At 37.5% G+C, this 22,301-nt stretch carries 19 protein-coding genes; 9 read left to right on the top strand and 10 right to left on the bottom strand.

The window, feature by feature from the left end:
* Positions 1 to 431 precede the first annotated feature (431 nt).
* The 4 genes from AC59HC_RS19555 to mnmE all read right to left on the bottom strand — a co-directional run bounded on the left by AC59HC_RS19555 (position 432) and on the right by mnmE (position 4,402).
* On the bottom strand, positions 432 to 776 hold the full coding sequence (locus AC59HC_RS19555) for a helix-turn-helix domain-containing protein (RefSeq protein WP_142718392.1): 345 nt from the start codon (positions 774 to 776) through the stop codon (positions 432 to 434).
* Positions 777 to 857: 81 nt separating this feature from the next.
* The gene (locus AC59HC_RS19550; protein WP_142718391.1) at positions 858 to 2,030 is read right to left on the bottom strand and encodes a site-specific integrase; all 1,173 of its coding nucleotides are present in this window, start codon (positions 2,028 to 2,030) and stop codon (positions 858 to 860) included.
* 108 nt (positions 2,031 to 2,138) lie between these two features.
* A complete protein-coding gene (locus AC59HC_RS19545; protein WP_142718390.1) occupies positions 2,139 to 2,756 on the bottom strand; it encodes a helix-turn-helix domain-containing protein in 618 nt (205 codons plus the stop codon).
* 260 nt (positions 2,757 to 3,016) lie between these two features.
* Entirely contained in the window at positions 3,017 to 4,402 is a 1,386-nt protein-coding gene (gene mnmE, locus AC59HC_RS19540) for a tRNA uridine-5-carboxymethylaminomethyl(34) synthesis GTPase MnmE (protein WP_496559197.1), read from the bottom strand.
* Positions 4,403 to 4,901: 499 nt separating this feature from the next.
* Between mnmE and AC59HC_RS19535 the strand changes: the two genes are divergently transcribed.
* Both AC59HC_RS19535 and AC59HC_RS19530 read left to right on the top strand, forming a co-directional pair.
* Positions 4,902 to 5,903 (top strand): phage tail-like protein, encoded by a 1,002-nt coding sequence (locus tag AC59HC_RS19535; protein ID WP_343639226.1) that lies wholly within the window; start codon positions 4,902 to 4,904, stop codon positions 5,901 to 5,903.
* A gap of 13 nt (positions 5,904 to 5,916) precedes the next feature.
* A complete protein-coding gene (locus AC59HC_RS19530; RefSeq protein WP_496559196.1) occupies positions 5,917 to 6,432 on the top strand; it encodes a hypothetical protein in 516 nt (171 codons plus the stop codon).
* Positions 6,433 to 6,510: 78 nt separating this feature from the next.
* Here AC59HC_RS19530 and AC59HC_RS19525 read toward each other — a convergent pair whose 3' ends face one another.
* The gene (locus AC59HC_RS19525; RefSeq protein ID WP_411414019.1) at positions 6,511 to 6,981 is read right to left on the bottom strand and encodes an Lrp/AsnC family transcriptional regulator; all 471 of its coding nucleotides are present in this window, start codon (positions 6,979 to 6,981) and stop codon (positions 6,511 to 6,513) included.
* Positions 6,982 to 7,123: 142 nt separating this feature from the next.
* On the opposite strand from AC59HC_RS19525, the gene AC59HC_RS19520 reads away from it, so the two are divergent.
* From AC59HC_RS19520 to AC59HC_RS19505, 4 genes are all read left to right on the top strand, one after another.
* On the top strand, positions 7,124 to 8,512 hold the full coding sequence (locus AC59HC_RS19520; protein ID WP_202839181.1) for an MFS transporter: 1,389 nt from the start codon (positions 7,124 to 7,126) through the stop codon (positions 8,510 to 8,512).
* Between the two features lie 120 nt (positions 8,513 to 8,632).
* The gene (locus AC59HC_RS19515) at positions 8,633 to 9,379 is read left to right on the top strand and encodes a metallophosphoesterase (protein ID WP_202839182.1); all 747 of its coding nucleotides are present in this window, start codon (positions 8,633 to 8,635) and stop codon (positions 9,377 to 9,379) included.
* Between the two features lie 110 nt (positions 9,380 to 9,489).
* The gene (locus tag AC59HC_RS19510) at positions 9,490 to 10,041 is read left to right on the top strand and encodes a DUF2652 domain-containing protein (protein WP_110010596.1); all 552 of its coding nucleotides are present in this window, start codon (positions 9,490 to 9,492) and stop codon (positions 10,039 to 10,041) included.
* Positions 10,042 to 10,358: 317 nt separating this feature from the next.
* A complete protein-coding gene (locus AC59HC_RS19505) occupies positions 10,359 to 12,545 on the top strand; it encodes an outer membrane beta-barrel family protein (RefSeq protein WP_496559195.1) in 2,187 nt (728 codons plus the stop codon).
* Positions 12,546 to 12,799: 254 nt separating this feature from the next.
* Here AC59HC_RS19505 and AC59HC_RS19500 read toward each other — a convergent pair whose 3' ends face one another.
* The 5 genes from AC59HC_RS19500 to AC59HC_RS19480 all read right to left on the bottom strand — a co-directional run bounded on the left by AC59HC_RS19500 (position 12,800) and on the right by AC59HC_RS19480 (position 19,174).
* A complete protein-coding gene (locus tag AC59HC_RS19500; RefSeq protein WP_496559198.1) occupies positions 12,800 to 15,010 on the bottom strand; it encodes a glycoside hydrolase family 3 C-terminal domain-containing protein in 2,211 nt (736 codons plus the stop codon).
* Between the two features lie 534 nt (positions 15,011 to 15,544).
* On the bottom strand, positions 15,545 to 16,354 hold the full coding sequence (metQ, locus tag AC59HC_RS19495; RefSeq protein WP_227941851.1) for a methionine ABC transporter substrate-binding lipoprotein MetQ: 810 nt from the start codon (positions 16,352 to 16,354) through the stop codon (positions 15,545 to 15,547).
* Positions 16,355 to 16,479: 125 nt separating this feature from the next.
* On the bottom strand, positions 16,480 to 17,136 hold the full coding sequence (gene metI / locus AC59HC_RS19490; protein WP_110010601.1) for a methionine ABC transporter permease MetI: 657 nt from the start codon (positions 17,134 to 17,136) through the stop codon (positions 16,480 to 16,482).
* Positions 17,129 to 18,157 (bottom strand): methionine ABC transporter ATP-binding protein, encoded by a 1,029-nt coding sequence (locus tag AC59HC_RS19485; protein ID WP_496559194.1) that lies wholly within the window; start codon positions 18,155 to 18,157, stop codon positions 17,129 to 17,131. The genes metI and AC59HC_RS19485 overlap by 8 nt, the downstream gene beginning before the upstream one ends.
* An 18-nt stretch (positions 18,158 to 18,175) precedes the next feature.
* Positions 18,176 to 19,174 (bottom strand): EamA family transporter, encoded by a 999-nt coding sequence (locus AC59HC_RS19480; protein ID WP_496559193.1) that lies wholly within the window; start codon positions 19,172 to 19,174, stop codon positions 18,176 to 18,178.
* Positions 19,175 to 19,720: 546 nt separating this feature from the next.
* Between AC59HC_RS19480 and AC59HC_RS19475 the strand changes: the two genes are divergently transcribed.
* From AC59HC_RS19475 to AC59HC_RS19465, 3 genes are all read left to right on the top strand, one after another.
* A complete protein-coding gene (locus tag AC59HC_RS19475; protein WP_496559192.1) occupies positions 19,721 to 20,653 on the top strand; it encodes a ring-cleaving dioxygenase in 933 nt (310 codons plus the stop codon).
* 201 nt (positions 20,654 to 20,854) lie between these two features.
* Positions 20,855 to 21,151 carry a GNAT family N-acetyltransferase gene (locus AC59HC_RS19470; protein WP_227941847.1) on the top strand — a complete coding sequence of 99 codons (297 nt, stop codon included), beginning with the start codon at positions 20,855 to 20,857 and terminating at the stop codon, positions 21,149 to 21,151.
* Between the two features lie 192 nt (positions 21,152 to 21,343).
* Complete coding sequence (locus tag AC59HC_RS19465; protein ID WP_496559191.1) at positions 21,344 to 22,297, top strand: VOC family protein; 954 nt, start codon at positions 21,344 to 21,346, stop codon at positions 22,295 to 22,297.
* Positions 22,298 to 22,301: the final 4 nt, after the last annotated feature.

Genomic DNA, 22,301 nt, shown 5'->3' with positions numbered 1-22,301 from the left:
TTGGAAGTAAGGATAATATTGGATAACTGACAATTATTTTTAACCCCTAACTGTCAGATAAAGTCGTGGCTATTACACTTTAAGCATATCTGGTCTGTTTATGAATCGTATTTGTGATTGCTTTGATATTTTATTTCGGATGTATAGAAATCTCTTAGGTTTCGGTGTCCTTTTAAAAATGCCATTTAAATTTAGGTAGCGGCTATTTCCAGAAAAACCACGTCTCTTTCACTGAATAAAGATGATATTAAGATTCCTTTAAAAAGCAAAAAAAGGAATCCTGAATTAAATATTTTTTACAGGCACAATATATTAAAAGAAGCTGTCCCAAAAGGTAAACTAATGCTCTGAGAATCTCCTAAACGACAAAATTTGTCAGACAGGAGTCCGAGACAGGAGGTACTTTTGAGACAGCTTCTTATATTTGCTAATTAGTACCACTTTCTTTTTTCCATCTTTTCGGCGATTTCTTTTGCGCTTTTATTTATTTCAGTGATAGATTTCTTTTTACCTTCTTTAATCCAATCAAGAAGTTCTGTTCTAGAGAAATGCAGACGATTCCCCTTTTTATAAAACGGCAGCTCTCGGTGACAAACTTTGGTGTACAATGTAGGCAATGACAATTTTAATAATCTGCATGCTTCTTTTGCCCCAATGTAATCATCTTCTGCTGGGATTTTGTATCCGTTTTCAAGTAATAGCGTTTCGATTCTGTCAAGCTTTACTTCAAGTTTAGCGATAACGGATGGCAGTTGTTCAAATGTGTAGTTTTTCATAATTTTTTTTACAAGGTTATTATTAAACAATTAGAAATTGATATGATGGCTTCCAATGTCCTGAATATGCGTAAGAATGAACTATAGCGATGGCTGATCAGAATTTAAATTTGGAACGGCTGTTGTGTTAATAACTGTCTCGCTGATGTTGAAATAACTGAGTTTTATTCTTTCAGAAGCCTCTTTTTTAAGGCTGTCAACAATTTTTGCGTAAATTTCTGTTGTCTTGATACTTTTATGACCCAATAGTTTGGATACAGTATAAATGGATGTTCCGGCTGCGATCTGAAGAGTAGCAAAAGTGTGTCTGAAGCCATGAAATGTGAAATGTTTTTCAATATCAGCATTAAGTAGCCATTTCTTTAACGAAGCAACTGTATGATCGTATCTAAGCCCATCAAATACACGATTTTCAGGATCTCCAGATTGTCCTATTAATTCAATAGTCTGGTCTGAAATCGGATAGTATTCTGCACTTTCGGTCTTCTCCTGATTATATAGAATATAATAATTTCCGGGAGAACCTTGTATCTCTTTCCATAATAATGTTTCTACATCTGAATACCTAAATCCTGTCATAGCGGAAAAAAGGCCTGCCTTTTTTACTATTTCATTATCACAATGAGCAATGGCCATTCTTTCTAACTCTTCCAAAAACAGAAACGGACGATGAGTTTCCTGAGGTTTAATATTTGATATAATAGAACTGAGATCTGTCGGCAAATATTTTTTTTTAAATGCGGCCTCAAGAGCAAGTTTAAATCTACTAAAGTAGGCTGCAGCTGTATTTTTTTTAATTTTTTTCTTAGCACGGCCAATGGCTGGTGATGAAAGCAAGAAATCGGCATATTCTTCCGCTAATGTTTCAGTTAGCTCTGTGCAAGGAATTTTTTCACCAACAAAGGCTTTAAAATATCTGACAGCCATTATCCAGTTATAACACCCTTTTCTTTTTGAGGCCTCTTCTTCAAAAATATCAATAAAATTCAACTTCATTTTTGCCTCAGAAATAAAATCAAACCGACGGTTCTGGAGATCAATTTGTCTCTGGGCCCTGACATATTCTGCCAGTGCTAACGTTTCCGTATTAAAATCTTTTTCTATTTCATTTTTTGGACGTTGGTAGATGAAAAGCTTTAAATAATGCTTTCGCTGCATTATACCGGTTGTGGGATTATATATAGGAGGATAAATATCTAAATATAGAGATTGTCTTCCTTTCGAAATTGTTTTTTTTCTTAGCGTAACTGGCATAGTATTATTTTTTTTTTTATTATACTGATATTTTTTAATACTGGGGTAATGTGGCTGGACAATGGAAGTGTTTGTCCCATAAGTTATCATTAATGGTTTGTAATTAGTCTATCCGCAATAGCTATTTGACCTGATTTTATTCAGAATCGGATCAATATCTATTTTAGGAATATATATGAATCTGCCATTTTTGAATTTTGGAATATGATGTCGTTTGATGAGATTTTTTAAGCTTGTTTCTGAAATATTGAACTGCTTTTGTATCTGACCAATTGTATAGCAATCTTTCAGTGGGATTTTTTCCACAACCGTTCGCTCAAATATAAAGGGTTGCTCCGGTTTTTCAAGCATTTCAAATAATGCGTCGATATCTTTTTTTAAAATGCGTGTTTTTCTGATAGAAAGATTGGCTGAAGGTAACATTCCATTTTTTAACATATTGTAGACAGTCCTGCGATCACATTTCAAAAGTACAGAAGCTTCTTTAACTGTTAAATACTCGAGTGTTTCAAACCCCAAACATGAATCTGGATTTTGTTTAGGTGTGAATTTTTTTTCTGGAATGTGTTGTTCGGTTTTGCTTTGCTGAATCTTCAGCTCCCTAGCATTTGCTTTGTAAGCTCTTTGGTTACACTTGTGACTACAGTATTTGGTGACTGTAGTTTTGGCAATAAATTCAAGTCTGCAGTGCTGGCAGATTTTCCTGATTTTGATAGTTGAACTCATAATATTTTAATTGTGGGAGTTCAGACGTGCTTAAGGTGCAATAGAGTACATTAAGTAGCAATAAGATACAATAAGGTACATTAAGCGAAGTTATTTCTCCCTGGTTTTAAAAAATAAAATATTATCAGTTTGAGGGACAAATAGGAGACAAAAAATCATAAAAACAAACCAACTTCCGAATAACCAGTACAAAAAATAAATTTTGTAAATATTTGGTTATTAGAGAGTTGGTTTGTTTTGGGTTATTCTATTTATCGTATTTATTTCCCGATACAAAACTTAGAAAAAATATTCCCCAGCACTTCATCATTGGTTACCTCTCCGGAGATTTCTCCAAGATGTTCCATGGCATTTCTAAGCTCATACGCCAGTAACTCCGTAGAGATCTGGAAAGAAATAGCTTCTTTTACTTTATGAACGGCATCCATGGATTTTCTTAAGGCTTCAAAGTGTCGTTGGTTGGTGATGACAACGTTATTTTCTTCGGTTTTCAAATGCTCTACATAGGAGGAAAGTTCATTTTTCAGATCCTGGATGTTTTGATTTTCAACTGCTGAGATTTTAATAAAATCAAAATCATGAGAAATGGCGTTTCTGAAAATATCTTCTACCGTTTCGTATTTGGTAGGAATTACTTCATCAATTTTTGTTGCGCAGATAATCAGCTTCAGATCTTCTCTCAACAAAGATTGAATCATTTCAATATCTTCAGAAAAATCCTCGGTGGCAGCATCTGCCAGATACACCAGAATATTGGCGTTTTCTACTTTTTCTTTTGCTTTTTTCACCCCGATCGCTTCAATTTCATCCACCGTTTCACGAAGTCCGGCAGTGTCAATTAACCGGAAAGCATGACCTTTAATATGAAGAACTTCCTCAATGGTATCTCTCGTGGTTCCGGCAATATTACTCACAATCGCTCTTTCTTCCTTCAAAAGCGAATTCAGCAGCGTAGACTTTCCGGCATTCGGTTTTCCGATGATGGCAACAGCAGTTCCGTTTTTAATGGCATTTCCGTATTGGAAACTTTCAATCAAGGAATTTAATTTGACTTCAATTTTATCCAATAATCCACTTAAAGCACTTCTGTCAGCAAATTCCACATCTTCTTCAGCGAAATCAAGCTCCAGTTCAATTAAGGAAACGAAATTTAAAAGGTCAGTCCTCAATACAGAGATTTCATTGGTGATGCCTCCTTTCAGCTGGTTGATGGCTACTTTTCTCGAAGCTTCATTTTCAGAAGCAATCACATCGGCAATCGCTTCTGCCTGGGAAAGGTCAATTCTGCCGTTGATAAAAGCACGAAGGGTAAATTCTCCTGCTTTGGCCATTCTCGCCCCGTTTTTGATCAGGGTTTCCAGAATACGTTTTCCGATATGCGGAGAGCCGTGAAAAGCAATCTCCACAGAATTCTCAGTGGTGAAACTTTTCGGAGCCAGGAAAATGGAAAGCATCACTTCATCAATCGCTTCCTCTTCATCCATAAAATAACCGTAATGGATGGTGTGGGATTTCTGTTTTTCCAGATTTTTGGCCGGAAAACTTTTCTGAACTACAGATAAAGCTTCATTTCCTGAAACACGGATGATGCCTAAAGCACCTATTCCATTGGCCGTAGCCAGCGCGCATATCGTATCGTTATTCATGCTGCAAATTTACGGTTTTTAATGTGAATTTGGATGGAAGTCTGTTATTCAGATTATCTATTGCTGTATTCAGTTCAAAACTGCGCAGATCTAAAACAGGCTGTGTTTGGAGAGGCTTGTTGTATAAAAGATGAACCTGTTATATCAACAAGCGCAGAATTACTTCTATTAAACACAGGGTGAAAATACGATTTGAGATGTAAAAATTTAAAAAATAATTCTGCTGAATATAAACAGAATTTGGAAGGTGTAGTTGGTTGTGGTGTAACATTTATAAGAGTTTTTTAACAACGCCGGTAATAATGTGGGGTGGTAAAATATCATGTAAGTATTAAAAAATTAAACAATTGTTTGGTATGTTAATTGTTGTTAGTGGGGTCGATGATGTTGAAAGTTTAAAAATTTATTATTAAAGCAGTAATAATTTGTTAAAGTATTATAAATGTATATGAATAAACTATTTTTTTTAAATTTTAATAAAAAATTGATTTTTTTATTAATGCTCATTTTCAGTGCTGTAGCCTATGCTCAGTGTATTCCTTATACAGGGCAGGCCATGACAAGCGGAAACACGTATTGCCTCAATGGAAACCTAAGTGTAAGTACCAATATCAGCATTCCGAACGGGGCTGCCCTTATTATACAATCCGGACAGCTGCAATCCAATAGTATTCAGGTTGATGGGATTCTGGAAATTACTGACGGAACAAGTGTTAAATGTACAGGAACTGTGAAAGTAGGAACTTTCGGGTCTCAGAAAAATTCAAAAATTAAACTGGGAACCAAATCTTTCTTATCTCTTGTAGGATCAGTGATTCAGGAAGACCCGACATTTGGCGGTTTCTATCCCGGAACAACTTCCGTTATTGAAATGGGAACAAGCAGTGTGGTAGAAATTTGCGGAACATTTACCCAGCAGTCTACGACATACCCTTCTGTTGAATATGTAGGTGTTCCTACCGGAAGAGCGTACTGTATTGCAAAAGCAGACGTAAGTGGTGGTGGTGGAGCTTCCATTATCAGTGATGACAGCCAGATCGTAACCATTGCCATGGGATCTGTTATAGGATTGGGAATGGGGAATTCAAGCTTCTGCGGACCCAATGCAACCAAAGCCATGTGTCCTGCTCTCTGGCCCGAAGGACTATCAGAAGACAAAACAAGCTGTGGAAATGCTCCCGTGATTATTGATGAGATCGACGGATTTTGCACAAAGCCCGGAATTTCAGGGACACCTGACGGATATACAAAATTTGGAATTACCGTACAGCAGAAAAGCGATTCGTGGCCTGAAAATATACCTAACGGATTTCTGGCTATGGAATCAAAAAATAAAGGTTTTGTGATTACCAGGGTTCAGCATGTAAGCCAGACGCCACAGCCCGGAGATGCCATCGCAGAACCGAAAGAAGGAATGCTTCTGTATGATATTCAGGATAAATGTGTGAAGCTTTACAACGGTACGGAATGGAAATGTTTAGAAAGAAGCTGTAATGATTAAACTGATAAAGAATATGAAAAATATAAAAAATATAAGTATAGCAGCTGCTTTGGTTGCATCCAATACATTTTTTGCTCAGGTTGCGGTTGGTAAACAGTCCGTGGATGGAAACAGCACAGTCTTAGATTTTGATAACGTAGCAGGAAATACAAAGGGTATAATTCTTCCTGCTACCTCCGGGTTTCCTGCAGGATCTTTAGAGAACGGAACATTCATCTTTGATGTCACGGATAATAAAGTAAAAATGTACGAAAATGATGTGTGGAAATCCTTGTCAGATGCCGGTAATTCAAGTGTGGTTATCACTAATAATTCTGCAGAAACGGGAAAAGGAGTCATTATGGGTGAGGCTGCAAGTTCTGCTGATGGCGTATTGGTTCTGGAATCTCAGAATAAAGCGATGATTCTTCCTCAGATAGCAGCACCACATCTCAATGTGAAAAGTCCTTATCCGGGTATGATGTGCTATGATACAGTCAGTAAAACACTGGCGGTATTTGACGGATCAGTCTGGAATTACTGGAAATAGATGATGAAAAATTAATCTAATATTGATTGACTATAAAAAGCAGCTGCATGTTTTCACGCAGCTGCTTTTTATTTTGTCTTAAACAATCTGCGCACTTTCCTTAATGCTGTTCATGACAAAAATGCTCTTCGTCTGGCCGATTCCTTCAATTTCTGATAATTTGTTTACGAAAAACTCGTGAAACTCATCCATATTGGGAGCAAGGATCTTCAGCATAAAATCAAAATCCCCGCTGATATTGTAAAATTCTACCACTTCCTTCAATCTGCCCACTTCCTCAATGAATTTTCCCGCAGTTTTTTTGTTGTGAACATTTAAAGCAATCATACAGATCACCATCATTCCTTTATTAACCTTTTTACGGTCAACCACAGCAGTATACTCTTTAATGATTCCCTGTTTTTCCATACGTTTGATACGCTCATGTGTAGGTGTAGGACTTAAGTTGATCCTGGCCGAAATATCACGGACACTCATCTTCGCGTCTTTCTGAAGCAAACGGAGGATGGATAAGTCTTTGTCATCAGGAATATAATTTTCAGTTGCCATTTTGTTCTGTTTTTATAGGTTTTTTATGGTGTATCAGGTATTTTGTTCTTTTAAATATTTTTAATATTCAATATTGTTCCAAATTTAAGGTTAAATTTTCAAATACGTTCTGTTAATTTTAATTTTGCAGGAAATTTGAAACATGGATACAAGGAAGAATGTAATATTAATTTTAGCATCGGTAGGAACATTTGTAGAGGCGTTGGATATTGCCATTATTAATTTGACCATTCCTTCTATTCAGCAGCAGTTTCAGATTGGAGCAGAGACGGTTCAGTGGCTGCAGACACTTTATGTATTGTTCTTTGGCGGATTTCTGATCATTGGAGGAAAGCTTTCAGATCAGATCGGAAGAAAAAAAATGTTTTTATGGGGAGCGCTGATTTTTATGCTGACTTCGTTAGGAGCCGGACTATCTCAGAACTTTGAAGTGCTGGCCGTATTCCGTGCTTTACAGGGACTGGGAGCAGCATTGGTAATGCCTTCTGCATTGTCTATAGTGACCAATACCTTCAGAGGAGAGCAGGAGAGAAACCGCGCCATCGGAATTTTCAGTTCATTTGCTGCTATTGGTTCAGGGAGCGGTCTTTCAGTAGGAGGAATCATCAGTACTTACCTGAGCTGGCATTGGGTTTTCCTGATCAATGTTCCTATTCTTTTAATCACATTGGTGCTGTCTTACTATTATCTGCCAACCGATGAAAAAAGCGAAACCGCTCAGAAAACAGATATGGTTTCAGGAATATTGATGGTGTTTGGATTGCTAAGCCTGACTTACGGAACGCACGAATTGGTTCACATCAAAGAACAGCCTTTCCTGGTAACAGGTTCTTTAATACTCGCTTTAGTACTTCTTGTTATGGTGTACTATCGTTTAAAATCCGTTGCAGAGCCATTGGTAGATTTAAAACTGTTTAAACACAGATCTTTAGTAGTTTCCAATGCTGTATTCTTTACTCTGGGAGCATTTTTTATCGGATTTTTATTCCTGATTTCACTGATGCTTCAGAAAGATATGGGCTACAGCGCTGCTTCCGCAGGGTTAATGCTTGTTCCGTTCAGTATTCTGTCAGCGTTAACCGCTAAATTCATTTTGCCGTATGTATCCAAACGTCTCAGCTCATCTCAAATGGGTGTTTTGGGATGGTTGTTTATGCTTGCCGGTGGTTTGCTGCTCTTAATTTCTGTATATGCAGGACATCCGCTGACTATGGTTTTGTTTGGAGCGGCATGTATTTCAGGAATAGGAATGACGTTCTGTTTTACCGCACTTTCAGTAATGGGAATTCAGGATGTTGAGCCGGCACATTACGGATTGGCATCAAGTTTGAGCTCTACAAGTTACTTTTTGGGAGCAGGAATCGGATTGTCGTTTATGACCTTAATGAGTCAGATTTTTCCGTCAGAACTTTCTGTGGGAAGCCTGAATCTGATTATTTTGATCAGTTACGCTTTACTGGCTCTCGGAATGTTATTTTATTTTATATTGAAAAGCATAAAAGTGAAGCAGGCAGAAGTAGCCGTTTCATAACGAGCAGCCTTAAAAATACACAAACTATATGACGAAAGAATCGGTGCTTAGGGGCCGGTTCTTTTTTTTGATTTTTGCTATTCTGCTTTCCTTTATTACCTTTGCTGTTTACTATATATCATGAAAATACAGGTTATCAGCGATCTTCACCGGGAATTTGGGAGTACAGAATTATATTTTGATCATGCTGATATAATTGTGCTGGCAGGAGATGTCAATCTGGGAACCAAAGGAATTGAATGGATAAAAGAAACTATATCCGATAAACCTGTCATCTATGTTTTGGGCAATCATGAATATTATAAAGGCTCATATCCGAAAACACTTCACAAGATTAAAGAAGCAGCCCTGGGTTCCAATGTTTATGTGCTGGAAAATTCATTTATAGACATTGAAGGTATTCGTTTTCATGGAGCCACTTTATGGACGGATTTTTCCATCTTTGGAAATCCTGTTCAGTACGGAATGCTTTGTCAATCTAAGATGAATGACTATAAAATGATCAGAAGAGATCCTTCCTATTCGAAAATGAGAACATTGGATACCTTTAAAATTCATCAGCTTTCAAAACAATGGCTAAAAGAAAGTCTTGAAGACTCAAAAGGACTTGAAAATATTGTCGTTACCCATCATGCACCCAGCATACAGTCAGTTCCAGAACATTACAAAAATGATCCTTTAACAGCGGCCTATGCTTCTGATCTGGAAGATTTCATCAAAGAATATCAGCCTCTGTACTGGATTCACGGGCATATTCATACTCCCGTAAGATATAAGATCGGAGAAACGGAAATTATCTGTAATCCTCATGGTTATATTGATGAAAAATATAATGGATATGATAAGGAGCTGATGATTGTTGTTTAAAAATAGAAGTAAAATTTCCGCAGGATTTTTTTTAATGTCTTAAAATGATAAAGTAAAATTGAATCAGCTTCGTCTGTAATGATGAAGCAGGTTTTTAATCCATTATCATTATGAAGACAACTATACAGGAGGGGATTATTCTCATTCCGGATTTCAGCGGATTTACTGAATTTGTGTTCAATACAAAATTGTATACAGGCGAGTATATTGTACGGCAATTACTGTCGACACTCATTGATGTGAACGATCAGTATTTTGAAATTTCCGAGATTGAGGGAGATGCCATTTTATTTTACCGTTATGATGAAAATCCGTCTTACCAGAGTATTTCAACAATGCTGTGGAAGATGCGAACTGCTTTCAACAGGAAAATAGAAGAGTTAAGTAAAAGTTTAAGTACCAAAATTGATCTGGCTCTCAAGTTTATTGTTCATTACGGATCTTTTTCACAGTACAATATCGGAAACTTCAGAAAATTATATGGAAAAACAATCGTGGAGGCTCATCAGCTTCTGAAAAACGGAGTCGCTGAACAGCCTTCTTATGCACTTTTCAGTAATTCTTTTCTGGAAAGCAGCAGGAATAAAGAATCCGGTTTTAATAAAGATCCGCTTCGTCTGCCTGAAGTTGGTGTTATTCATTACTTTGAAAGTGTAAACTAGCATATATTTTTTAATAGTAATCCTTGTCAATTTGCTATTGCTAACGGCCCGGGTGAGATCCGGGCTTTTTGCTTGTCAAATTGTTGGAATTTTAAATAAATTTTCAATTTCGTATAAATACTGTTTTTTAAGAATATTTATAATGGAAGTGAGTTTTATTGGTTTGATTTATTGAAAAATTTACATCGTTTTTAAATTTATGTTTATGTTTTAATTGTTATATGCTTGAAAATTAAATAATTATTTTACTTTTTTTTACTTTTTAATGTAACATATTAATGAAGATAGTGGTCTTATAGAAAAAACTATAATTTCACATGAAAATACTATTATTTCCCATAGCAATATTAGCAGGCGTATCAGCAATGGCCCAACAAGCTCCAGCTCCGGCTGCCAACGATACTGTAAAAGGAAATGCAAAAGAAATAGAAGCGGTTACTCTGGTTGCCAGAAAGCCAACCGTAGAATCTAAAGTAGACAGAACTGTATTTAATGTAGCGAATAGTGCAATTCTGGCGGGAAATACAACATGGGATGTGCTGAGAATGACTCCTCTGGTAAGTATTGATAACAATGATGAGGTAAAAGCTGAGGGACAATTGGTTACCGTATATATCAATGATAGGAAATCTGTTTTTACAGGTAAGGAGCTCAAGGAATATCTTAAAACAATTCCTGCCGATAACCTGATGAAAATTGAAGTGATCACCAGCCCGTCTTCCCGTTATGAAACTTCCGGTTCCGTAATCAATATTGTCCTTAAAAAAAGGGATGATGAAGGATTAAAAGGAAGCATATCTCTCAACAACAGACAAAGTACCAAAAACTCGCAATACACGAATTTCAACCTGAACTACCATAAGAAAAAGTTTACCCAAACCCTTATAGGAGGTTATAATAACGGAACTTATGTACAGACGAATCAGACATGGGATAACCGCTATGCGGAAAATAAACTTACGCAGTTTAATCTGAACAATGTAATGAGAAATGAAAGCCCTTCTGTTTCTTCCACTTCGGAGTTTGAAATTAATGATAAAAATAACTTCGGGCTTGTACTGGAATATTCACAAAACAGAAATTTTCATACTGCAGAATCTGATGGGACCACTACAAAAGACGGAGATCCGGGAGAATCTTTCCTCCAGAACCAAAACAACTGGGGGTTCAGCCGTAATCTGGGGACTAATGCTTTCTATAAATACTATGATAAAGAGAAAAACAGGATTTTAGATATTAATTTAGGAACCAATTATTCCAGTGATAATAATGATAATCTGATCGACAAGCAAATTACTAAGCAAGGGGTGATAACCCATCAGCAGCTGGGCGTTATCAGTAGCAATCAGATGCGTAATTATTACCTGAAAGTTGATTATACACAACCTTTTGGTAAATCGGGTGGCACCATGGAAGTAGGAGGGAAGACCGAAATAAACAACCATGTTATTCCTAACAGCCTGTATGGATTCAGCATTGATAATGCCATCCCGGAATTCGCTAATCTTTCCCGCAATGACAGATTCCATTATGAAGATCATCTGAGCTCCTTATATGCCAATTACAGCAAGACATTTTTTGAAAAACTGGAAACCAGAGTCGGAATCCGTTACGAATATATTGATTATAAAGTAAGACAGGATGTAGCAGGTACGGAAAGAAGGGATTCTTACGGCTCTTTTCTTCCCAACTTATTGCTGAAATATAGTTTTTCAGAGAAATTTGACCTGAGTCTTACCTACAACCGAAGCATTTGGAGACCCTGGTATTCTGAATTTAATCCCTTCCTTATGCCTGAAATTAACGGAACGTATTCCAGAGGAAACCTTTATCTGAATCCTAACCCGAATGACAGGCTTTATCTGAAGTTCGGAATTCTGAAAAAGTACTTTATCTCTGCAAGATATATGCACACGAATCAGGATTACTGGACGACTTACGTAACGGAAAATGGCAGAACAGTTTCATTGCCGGGGAACTTTGATGGAAAGGTTGAAAAATACTACCTATTTGCCAATACCAATCAGAATTTCCTGAAAAATAAACTGAATGTGAATGCCGGATTTGGATGGTACTACATTAATAATAAGGATTTTAACGAGAAGAATAAATTGGGAGCTAAGGATTATATCAGCTATTGGGGAGCCTCAGCGAATATATCTTATACTAATCTGTTTAATAAAAACATTAATGTAAGTGCATGGATGGAACTTGCCAATCAGAATAACGGTAACTCATATGCTAACAATACCAATGTTTTCCATAATATTTCAGTGACTAAAATATTCCCGAAAACCCAGATGGAGCTGAGCATGCAGCTGATGAACATCTTTAAAAGGCCTTATGGCGATAACACAACATACAGCGCGGACGGGACTTTCAGAGAATACTCAAAATGGGACTGGTATGGAGTTTCTCTTACTTTTGTAAAGCGTTTCGGAAACCAGAAGGTAAAGGAAAATACAAAAACCGACGTAGAGAAAAACGGAGGCGGCGGAAAATAATTCAGGATTTGTTAGATACGTTAAAAGCAGGTTTTCAATTGGGAATCTGCTTTTTATTTTTGGCTGGAAGCTGGAAGCTAGAAGCTAGAAGCTAGAAGCTGGAAGTAGTGAGGTACATCCTTGATTGTCTATAAAAATCTGTGCAATCTCTGTGATCTTTGGGAGAAAAATTAAAAAAAACAGACCCCAATCCGGGATCTGTTTGCATTCTATCAAATAATTATAAATAGTGTTTATACTCTTAAATCTCAGTTTTATTTAAGGGTAAACTTTACTTTGGTTTTAATGGCATCTGAAGAATTTCCAATCAGTGCTTCAAAGTCTCCGGGCTCGGCTACCCAATCGTGTTTTTGAGCATCAAAATAACTTAAAGCCGTTTTATCAATGGTGAAAGTCACTTCTTTCTGTTCTCCCGGATTCAGGTATATTTTTTCAAAACCTTTCAATTCTTTTGCAGGGCGTGGAACAGAAGATTTTAAATCGCTGATATAAAGCTGGGCCACTTCAGCACCTGCCTTTTTACCTGTATTTTTAACGGTTACTGTAAATGTGATTTTACCGTCCTGTGAAATTGTTGTCTGATCTGCTTTGGCCTTTCCGAATTCAAAAGTAGTGTAGCTCAATCCATGCCCGAAGCTGAACAGTGGTTTTATATTCTTTGTGTCATGCCAGCGGTATCCTACAAAAATGCTTTCGTTGTAGGTAATGTTGATAGGATTTTTCTGGTCTTTACCTTTTCCTGCAGCTAACTCATCTTTCTGCCCCGGATATTCTCCCAGCTGGTGTGCTGAATTGTCTTCAAGCTTTACCGGAAATGTAAACGGAAGTTTTCCTGACGGGTTGGCATCTCCGGCTAAAATGGCAGCAATAGAATTTCCGGCTTCGGAACCAAGATACCAGGCTTGTACAACCGTCGGAACTTCTTTGATCCATGGCATGGCCACTGCATTTCCGGAAACTAAAACCACAGCAAGGTTTTTGTTCGCTTTGGCCAGAGCAGAGATGATTTGATCCTGATTGTAAGGCAGTCCATAGCTTTTTCTGTCGTTTCCTTCACTGTCCTGGAAGTCCGCTTTGTTCAGTCCACCTACGAAAATGACGTAATCTGATTTTTTTGCCAATTCTACGGCTTCATTCGATAATTCAGCCTCAGACCGGGTGTCTTTTAAATCCTGTCCGGATTTTACGCCATTGTATTCTCCTCCGATATCTCCTACATAACCTCTTGCATACTGTACATCAGCCTGTTTTCCAAATCTGGCTTTGATTCCGTCTAAAGGAAGCGTTTCATATTTCACTTTTAAAGATGAAGAACCACCGCCAACAGTCATTATTTTGATGGCATTCTCTCCGATAACCGCTATTTTTTTAGCCTTGTTAAGATCAATCGGAAGAATATTCCCCTGATTTTTTAACAGAACAATTCCTTCTTCTCCGATTTCTTTGGCAACCGCTTTATGCTCTTCGGAAGCAATATTTCCGAAAGGCTTGTTACGGTTCATTGTTGTTTTATAAGCAAGACGAAGTAATCTGGTTACTTTGTCATCCAATTCTTTAGTACCTACTTTTCCTGCTTTAATCAAATCAAGGTAAGGCTTTGCCAGATAATAATTGTCATAGGCATTTTTAGTTCCTGCAGAAAGTCCGTTGGTCCATGATCCGAATTCAAGGTCAAGACCGTTATGAATGGCCTGTTCCGTATTGTTGACAGCACCCCAGTCGGACACAACAACCCCTTTATAATTCCATTCTTTCTTTAAAATATCGTTTAAAAGATATTGATTCTGGCTGGCATACTGACCTTTGTACATATCATAAGCCCCCATAATCGTCCACGAATCACCTTCTGTTACCGCTGCTTTAAAAGCAGGAAGGTAAATTTCATACAACGCTCTGTCATCTACATTCACATTGCTTGTATGACGGAACATTTCCTGATTGTTCAGAGCAAAATGTTTTACAGAAGTAGCCACTCCGTTAGATTGCACACCTTTAATATAAGGAACCACCATCTTGGATGTCAGATAAGGATCTTCACCCATGTATTCAAAATTTCTGCCGTTTAGTGGAGTTCTGTAAATATTCACTCCAGGTCCCAGAAGAATATCTTTTTTTCTGTAGCGGGCTTCTTCACCCAACGCTTTCCCATAGTTCCATGACATTTTTTTGTTCCACGTTGCGGATAAAGCAGTCAGGGCAGGGTAGGCGATGATAGAATCGTTGGTCCATCCGGCCTGATCCCATTCGTCCCACATTACTTCAGGACGAACCCCGTGCGGGCCATCTGTTGTCCAGAATTCAGGAATTCCCAATCTTGGTACACCCGGTGAACTGAATTTCGACTGTGCGTGAAGCATAGCTACTTTTTCCTCCAGTGTCATTCTTGATAGTGCATCCTGAATACGCTGTTCAACAGGTTTGGATTCATCCAGATAAACAGGAATGGTAGTATTAGTCTGAGCCATATAAGAAGCAGAAATAAAGGTGAATAAACTTATAATGACGGTTTTCTTTAACATAATGCCTTACTATTTGATTAAAAACAAAAATAGAGAAAATTTTTATTATCTCAAATTGAGAAAATAAAAAATTGACAAATAAAAAAACTGCCTGATTATTTGCAGACAGCTTATTATTAAATATTGTATTTGTAAATGCGGAAAACTGAAGAGAAGCTGATGTTGAGACATCAAAGTGAAAAGGCTAAAAGCAAAATTGCAAAACGGTAAAAGACGAATGAAGCTACTCCCGTATACTTTCATTCAACACCTCGAATCTTACGCTCCTAACACAGTGTTTAGATTCCTACGGAGGACAAGGCGGACGTATAGGTATAGCGTGCAGTTTGTTCATTCCGAAGGAATCTACCCTCAAACCCTCAAACCCCAAAACCCTCAAACTCTCCAACCCTCCAATTCGTATCCCGAATCTCGTATCCCGAATCCACTATCATAACTCTAATACTCTCAAACTCTCCCAAACTAAAACCCTCTCACTCATCAATCCCATCCTTTCACAGCACCTCCTTTGAAGATTTCCTTAGCTTTCTTTTCCACTTCCGGAGACTGGTAGGCTTTTACAAAGTTTTTTACTTTCTGGCTGTTTTTATTATCCTGTCTGGCGACTACCACATTCACATAAGGAGAATCTTTGTCTTCAACAAGAATACCTTGCTTTTCCTGATCCAGACCTGCCTGTGCTGCAAAATTATTATTAATTACCCCCACAACAACATCTCTGTCATCCAGAACCCTTGGAATCTGTGCTCCTTCAATCTCCATAATTTTAAGCTGTTTCGGATTCTCTGTAATATCCGTTACTTTGGGTAGAAGTCCAACTCCGTCTTTCAATTTCAGCAGGCCATTTTTCTGTAAAAGAAGTAAGGAACGTCCTCCGTTGGTAGGATCATTGGGAATAACAATCGTATTGCCTGCCTGTAATTCACCAACGTTTTTAATTTTTTTTGAATACGCTACAATAGGATACACAAATGTATTGCCTACAGGAGCAAGGTTATAACCTCTCTGCTTGGACTGTTCCGTTAAATAAGGAATATGCTGGAAGGCATTGGCATCAATATCCCCGTTAGTCAGGGCTTCATTGGGAACTACATAATCGTTGAAAGGGATCAGTTCCACTTCAAGATTGTACTTATCTTTAGCCACTTTTTTAGCTACTTCAGCAATTTCCTGCTCCGGGCCATACGTGATCCCGACACGGATAAAGTTCGGATCATCCTTTCTTCCCGAACAGGCACTGAACAGCAATATTCCGGCAGCCACTAAACCAAAAATCTTTATTTTTTTCATTCTATTTTTTATTTAAATACTATTGAAGCAAAAGAGTAAAAAATGATCTTATCCATCTCCATATCCCGAAACTCGCACCCCGGATCTCAAACACTCCCACTCTCTCAAACCCTCTCACCCAAAAACTACCTGTGATCAAATCTTTTTGACAATCTGTCGCCCATAAACTGGATGATGAAAACCAAAAGAACAAGCAGAATCAAAACGGTATTCATAATTACAATATCATATCCGATATATCCGTATTGGTAACCTACCTGTCCAAGTCCGCCAGCTCCTACAGCACCACCCATTGCAGAGTAACCTACTAAGGTAATCAAAGTGATAGTCGCATTATTGATTAATGAAGGAAGCGCTTCGGGCAGCAATACTTTTCTGATGATCTGCAGCGGAGAAGCTCCCAAAGCTCTTGCCGTCTCTATAAGACCGTGTGGAACTTCGATAAGGCTGTTTTCTACAAGTCTAGCAATAAAAGGAGCAGCTCCCACACTTAACGGAACCAAAGCAGCATTCACTCCAATGGAAGTTCCTGCCAGAATCCTTGTGAAAGGAATCATCCATACAATTAAAATAATGAAGGGAATGGCACGAAAAATATTTACCAATATAGATAATCCTCTATGGTAGGCTGCATTTTCCAGCAGTTGTCCTTTTCTTGTTAAAAATAGCAGGATTCCTACCGGAAGTCCCAGCACAAATCCAAAAAATCCGGATAAAAATGTCATATAAACCGTTTCCCAGGTTCCTTTTGCCAAAAGGGCAATTACTGCATCACTAAGCATATCCTTTTACTGTATTTTGAATTTTATTTTGATTGAAATAATAGATCGCCTGTTGGTTTTCTTCCGCCTCACCCTGAAGCAGCAAAAGTAGTTTACCGAAATTGGAATTTCCAAAATACTCTACATCCGCTTTTAACAATTTATATGGGATTTTATATTGGTTGTACAGTGTTGAAAGAATCTGTTCAACACTGATGTTTTCGTTAAGTTCTATTTCGACCAGTGGAAATAAACCTTCTTGAGGTTCTTTCTGCAGTCTGCTGATGAGTTCCTGTGGCAGGGTCATGATGTCTGAATTGATGAACTGGCGGATGATCGGGTTCTCTTTGTCCGAAATAATCTCGCTTAAAGTTCCTTTTGTTAATAATTTTCCTTTATCGATAACGGCCACATGGTTGCAGACCGATTTGATGACTTCCATTTCGTGGGTAATTAAAAGGATGGTAATTCCCAGTCTCTGATTGATATCTCTTAAAAGCTGCAGAATAGACTGTGTTGTTGCCGGATCCAGTGCGCTGGTTGCTTCATCACAGAGCAAAAGGTGAGGATCATTGGCTAGCGCCCTGGCGATGGCCACTCTTTGTTTCTGCCCGCCTGAAAGACTTTTTGGATAATCGTTGGCTTTATCTTCAAGTCCTACAATCTTCAGGAGTTCGTTGACTTTCCTCTTGATTTCGTCCTTGCTTGTTTGATCAAGTTCCAATGGAAGCGCTACATTGTCAAATACAGTTCTTGAAGAAAGAAGATTGAAATGCTGGAAAATCATTCCGATTTTTTTACGCTCCTCAGCCAGTTGTTTGGAGCTAAGTTTGGTAAAATCCTTTCCATTAATAATAATTTGTCCTTCATCCGGCCTTTCCAATAAATTAACGGTACGGATCAGCGTACTTTTTCCTGCCCCTGAAAAACCGATAATTCCTACGATATCTCCTTTCTCTATGTTAAGACTCACCTTATCCAGTGCTTTGAAAGACTGTTTTTTCTGATGAAATGTTTTTGATATGTTTCTGATTTCTATCATTCTGATTTTATATACTTTTTAAATAGGCTGGTATCTTCTGCCTGTTCTGTTTAAAAATCTCCTTACTCTTCTGATTTTGACCTTGGCCCGTTTTGAAAGTCTGAAATACTTGGTGACATTGGTTAGAAGTACTCCCAGCAATATAATGAATAAACCATACAGCTGACCTCCATTGATGCTTTGGTGGGCAACAATCCAGCCTGCAATCACTGTTACAATAGGATTGATATAGGTGTGGGTGCTTACCAAAGCAGCGGGTTTTACGGACAGAAGCCAAATGTACGACAAATAAGCGATTATCGATCCAAAGAAGATCAAAAATAGAACCCCAAACCATGCCGATAACGGAACCGCGGAAACTGAAAAATCAGTCCATTCTCTTCTGAAAAAAGCGATGAGAAAAGAGGCTAATCCCGCTACTATAAGTTGTTGAGCAATATTCATAAACGTAGATTGGGAAGCCGGATTTTTCTTTGAATATAAAGAACCCAATACCCATGCGATCGAACTTAATCCCAGAACTACAAATGCTGTAATCCGTAAATTTTCATTAACAACAGCATGAGCAGCATTTGAGTGTACACTGCCTTTTAAAAACATAACCAGTCCTGCGAAACCAATCACCAATCCTATTGGAATGAATTTATCCGAAAAATAATATTTCCAGTTCTTCCTATCAATGGCAATGAACCAGAATGGGCCTGTTGCGATAGCAATAGCCGCCTCAGATGCGGTTACATATTGCTCTCCCCAGGCTACAAGCCCTGTTCCTCCGGTAAGAATAAGAATACCTGTAATGGCATTTTTCTTCCAGTTGATCAGTGAATTTGCCTTTTCTCCTTTAGAAAGAAGATAGGCTATCATGAGAATTCCGGCTACCAGAAATCTCAATCCGGAAAGAATGAAAGGTGGGAAACCTTTTAAGCCAAATGAAATAGCTAAAAACGTAATTCCCCATATCACATAGATGTTTGTAAACGCCAATGGAATTAACCATTTGTTTTTAGAATTGCTCATTTTTATGTTTTTAATGTTGTTGTGTTCAATGAAAAAAGGCTCTACCACGTGGTAAAGCCTTCGAAAATATGTCTAAATAAAAGTAAGGTCAACCACAGTATTCTTGATGTACAGGCATACAGATATCTTTCATCATATTTTTGATGGTATGTTTCTTCATTGAATTATTTTTTAATTCTGCCTTCATTTTGTTTTATTTCCTGAATACGTTTGCAAATATAGAATATAATTTTTATTAGTCCACTAAAAAAGTAGACATTTTGAACATTAAATTATTGCTAATAGATTAATTATTTGTAAATCAATTTTTTATATACTGTTTTGTATTGGATTTAAAGTATTGAATAGATTTATTTTATAATGTTTTGGTAAGAAAAGATCATATTTTGATTAAAACAGGCGTTATGGAAAAGGTAATATAAATTAAAATTGATGAGAATTATGTAAATGTTAAACTCCGGTAAAGAAAAAGAGTTTTGCATTTATTAAACTAGTTAAATGCGCAGGATTTCTGTTCGCTGTAATTTAGCATCAAAATTAAAAGACATGGACAATAGAATTTTAGGTCTGCATCATATTACTGCTATTGCAGACAACGCGAAAAGAAATTTAGATTTTTATACCAAAGTTTTAGGAGTAAGACTGGTAAAAAAAACAGTAAACTTTGACGATCCCGGAACGTATCACTTTTATTTCGGAAATGAAAACGGAACCCCGGGAACCATTCTTACATTCTTTCCCTGGGAAGGAATAGGAAAAGGAAACAACGGAAGCGGAATGGCAACTCATATCGGATATTCAGTACCGAAAGGAAGCCTTGAATTCTGGAAAAACCATTTACAAAACCTTAATGTAGCCGCAAAAGAAGGAGAAATATTCGGCGAAAAGATGATTTCTTTTAAAGATCCGGACGGCCTTCAGTTACAGTTGATAGAACCATTAGTTGAAGACAACAGAAAAGTATGGACAACGGATGATATCAAGGATGAAAATGCATTAAAAGGTTTCCATAATGTAACTTTAACCTTGAAAAAAGCAGATCCTACCATCAAAGTTCTAACGGATATTTTAGGATACGACTTGCAGAAACAGGAGGGCGAAAGATACAGACTGGCTACTGATGCCATTGATACCGCTAATATTGTGGACATTATTGAAAACGAAACCATTCCATCCGGAAGAAATGCAGCGGGAACCAATCACCACATTGCATTCAGGGTAAAAGATGATAATGTTTTAATGGAATATCGTGAAAAGGCTTTATCTGCGGGATTAAGCATCACTCCGAAAATCAACAGAGATTATTTCTATTCACTGTATTTCCGTGAGCCGGGTGGAGTTTTATTTGAAATTGCAACTGATAATCCTGGATTCACTGTAGATGAGCCTCTGAATGAGTTGGGAACAAACCTTAAACTTCCTGTTCAATACGAAGGAATGCGTGAGAAAATAGAAGGAGTATTGCCGAACTTATCATAGATCATCGGTCATATTTTATAAAGATGCTAATTTTGAATAAAGATTTAAACATCCGGAATATAAACTTATTTTAGGTAATTGTAACAGGACGCTTCATCGAATCAACTTGTTGATCCATTCTTAAGTCAACTTAAAATATGAAGGATTATTATTAAATCTTCGCGTTAAAAAAAGCACGATTTAATACAAAAAAAATAAAAAATGGAAAGAACAGAAATAGTTTTAGATGGAAGAAAAGGAGAGATTCAGCTTTTCTCAGACGATCATAAAGCAGGTAAAATGGACATATCAGTTATAGGAAAAAAACTGACCGTTTACCATACCGAAGTGAATCCGGAATATGAAGGAAAAGGTTTTGCCAAAATCTTACTGGAAAGACTGGTTTCCTACGCAAGAGAAAATGATTTGAAAATTCTACCGCTATGTCCTTATGTTCACGCTCAGTTCAAGCGTCACCCGGAAGAATATAATGATGTATGGCTGAAGGAAGAACTGTAGGGAGTTTGAGAGTCGGGTTTCGGGATGCGGGTTTTCGAGATTCGAGTTTGAGAGTCTGAGGGGAAGAGGGTTTGAGAGTGTCTTGAGCTAAAAACAGAAGATGAATAAAGTTATTCCCGAACTTATCAACTCGAATCCCGAACCCCGAAAATCTTGCATCCTATTAAATAACCAATTAACAATTTTATCACAATGAAACTTATCACAGGACTGCATCACGTAACGGCAATTACCGGCAATGCACAGGAAAATATAGACTTTTATACCGGAGTTTTAGGACTTCGATTGGTCAAAAAAACAGTCAATTTTGATTACTCGGATGTTTATCATTTTTATTTCGGTGACGAATACGGTACACCGGGAACGATTATGACTACTTTTCCCTATGGTAAAGATCTTATCAATGGCAGACATGGAAAAGGAATGCTTAACACCACTGCTTTTTCAGTTTCTATAGATGCCCTGGATTATTGGATGAACCGTCTGGAACAGTTTAATATTCCCTTCAAACAGCCGCAGCAAAGATTTTCTGATGAAGTTTTCATTTATCTTGAAGATTTTGACGGACTGGGATTGGAATTGGTTTTTAATGATAAAGACGAAAGAAAAGGTTATTATAATGGTTATATTCCAAAAGATTATGCCATCAAAGGGATTCATCATGTGGAAATCTGGCAGGATGCTTATGAAAGAACAGCAGCACTTCTGACCACCCAGATGGATCATAAAGTGATCAAAGAAAGCCCTGACCGATTGAGACTGGGAACAGAAAATATGCCGGGGAAATATGTCGATCTGCTTTCTACCCCAAATGCTTTAAAAGGTTTAGCAGGAAGAGGTACCGTTCATCATGTGGCTTTTGCTACTCCCGACGCAGAGTCCCAGCTGGAAATGGTAAAGAGACTCAACACATACGGATTGGAGCATACCGAAGTGAAAGACAGGAAATATTTTACTTCCGTATATTTTAAAGAACCGGGAGGCGTTTTGTTTGAAATTGCTACTTCAGGCCCAGGCTTCGATGTAGATGAAGAAGCTGCATTTTTAGGAGAAGGTCTGCAATTGCCGCTACAGTTTGAAAAAAGAAGAGAACGTTTGAACGAAGTTCTTCCTAAAATCGATTATCCAACAGAAAAATTCAGATAGAAAT

The sequence above is a fragment of the Chryseobacterium sp. DZ-32 genome, from assembly GCF_059587025.1.
This window is presented reverse-complemented; position numbering and strand designations above follow the sequence as displayed.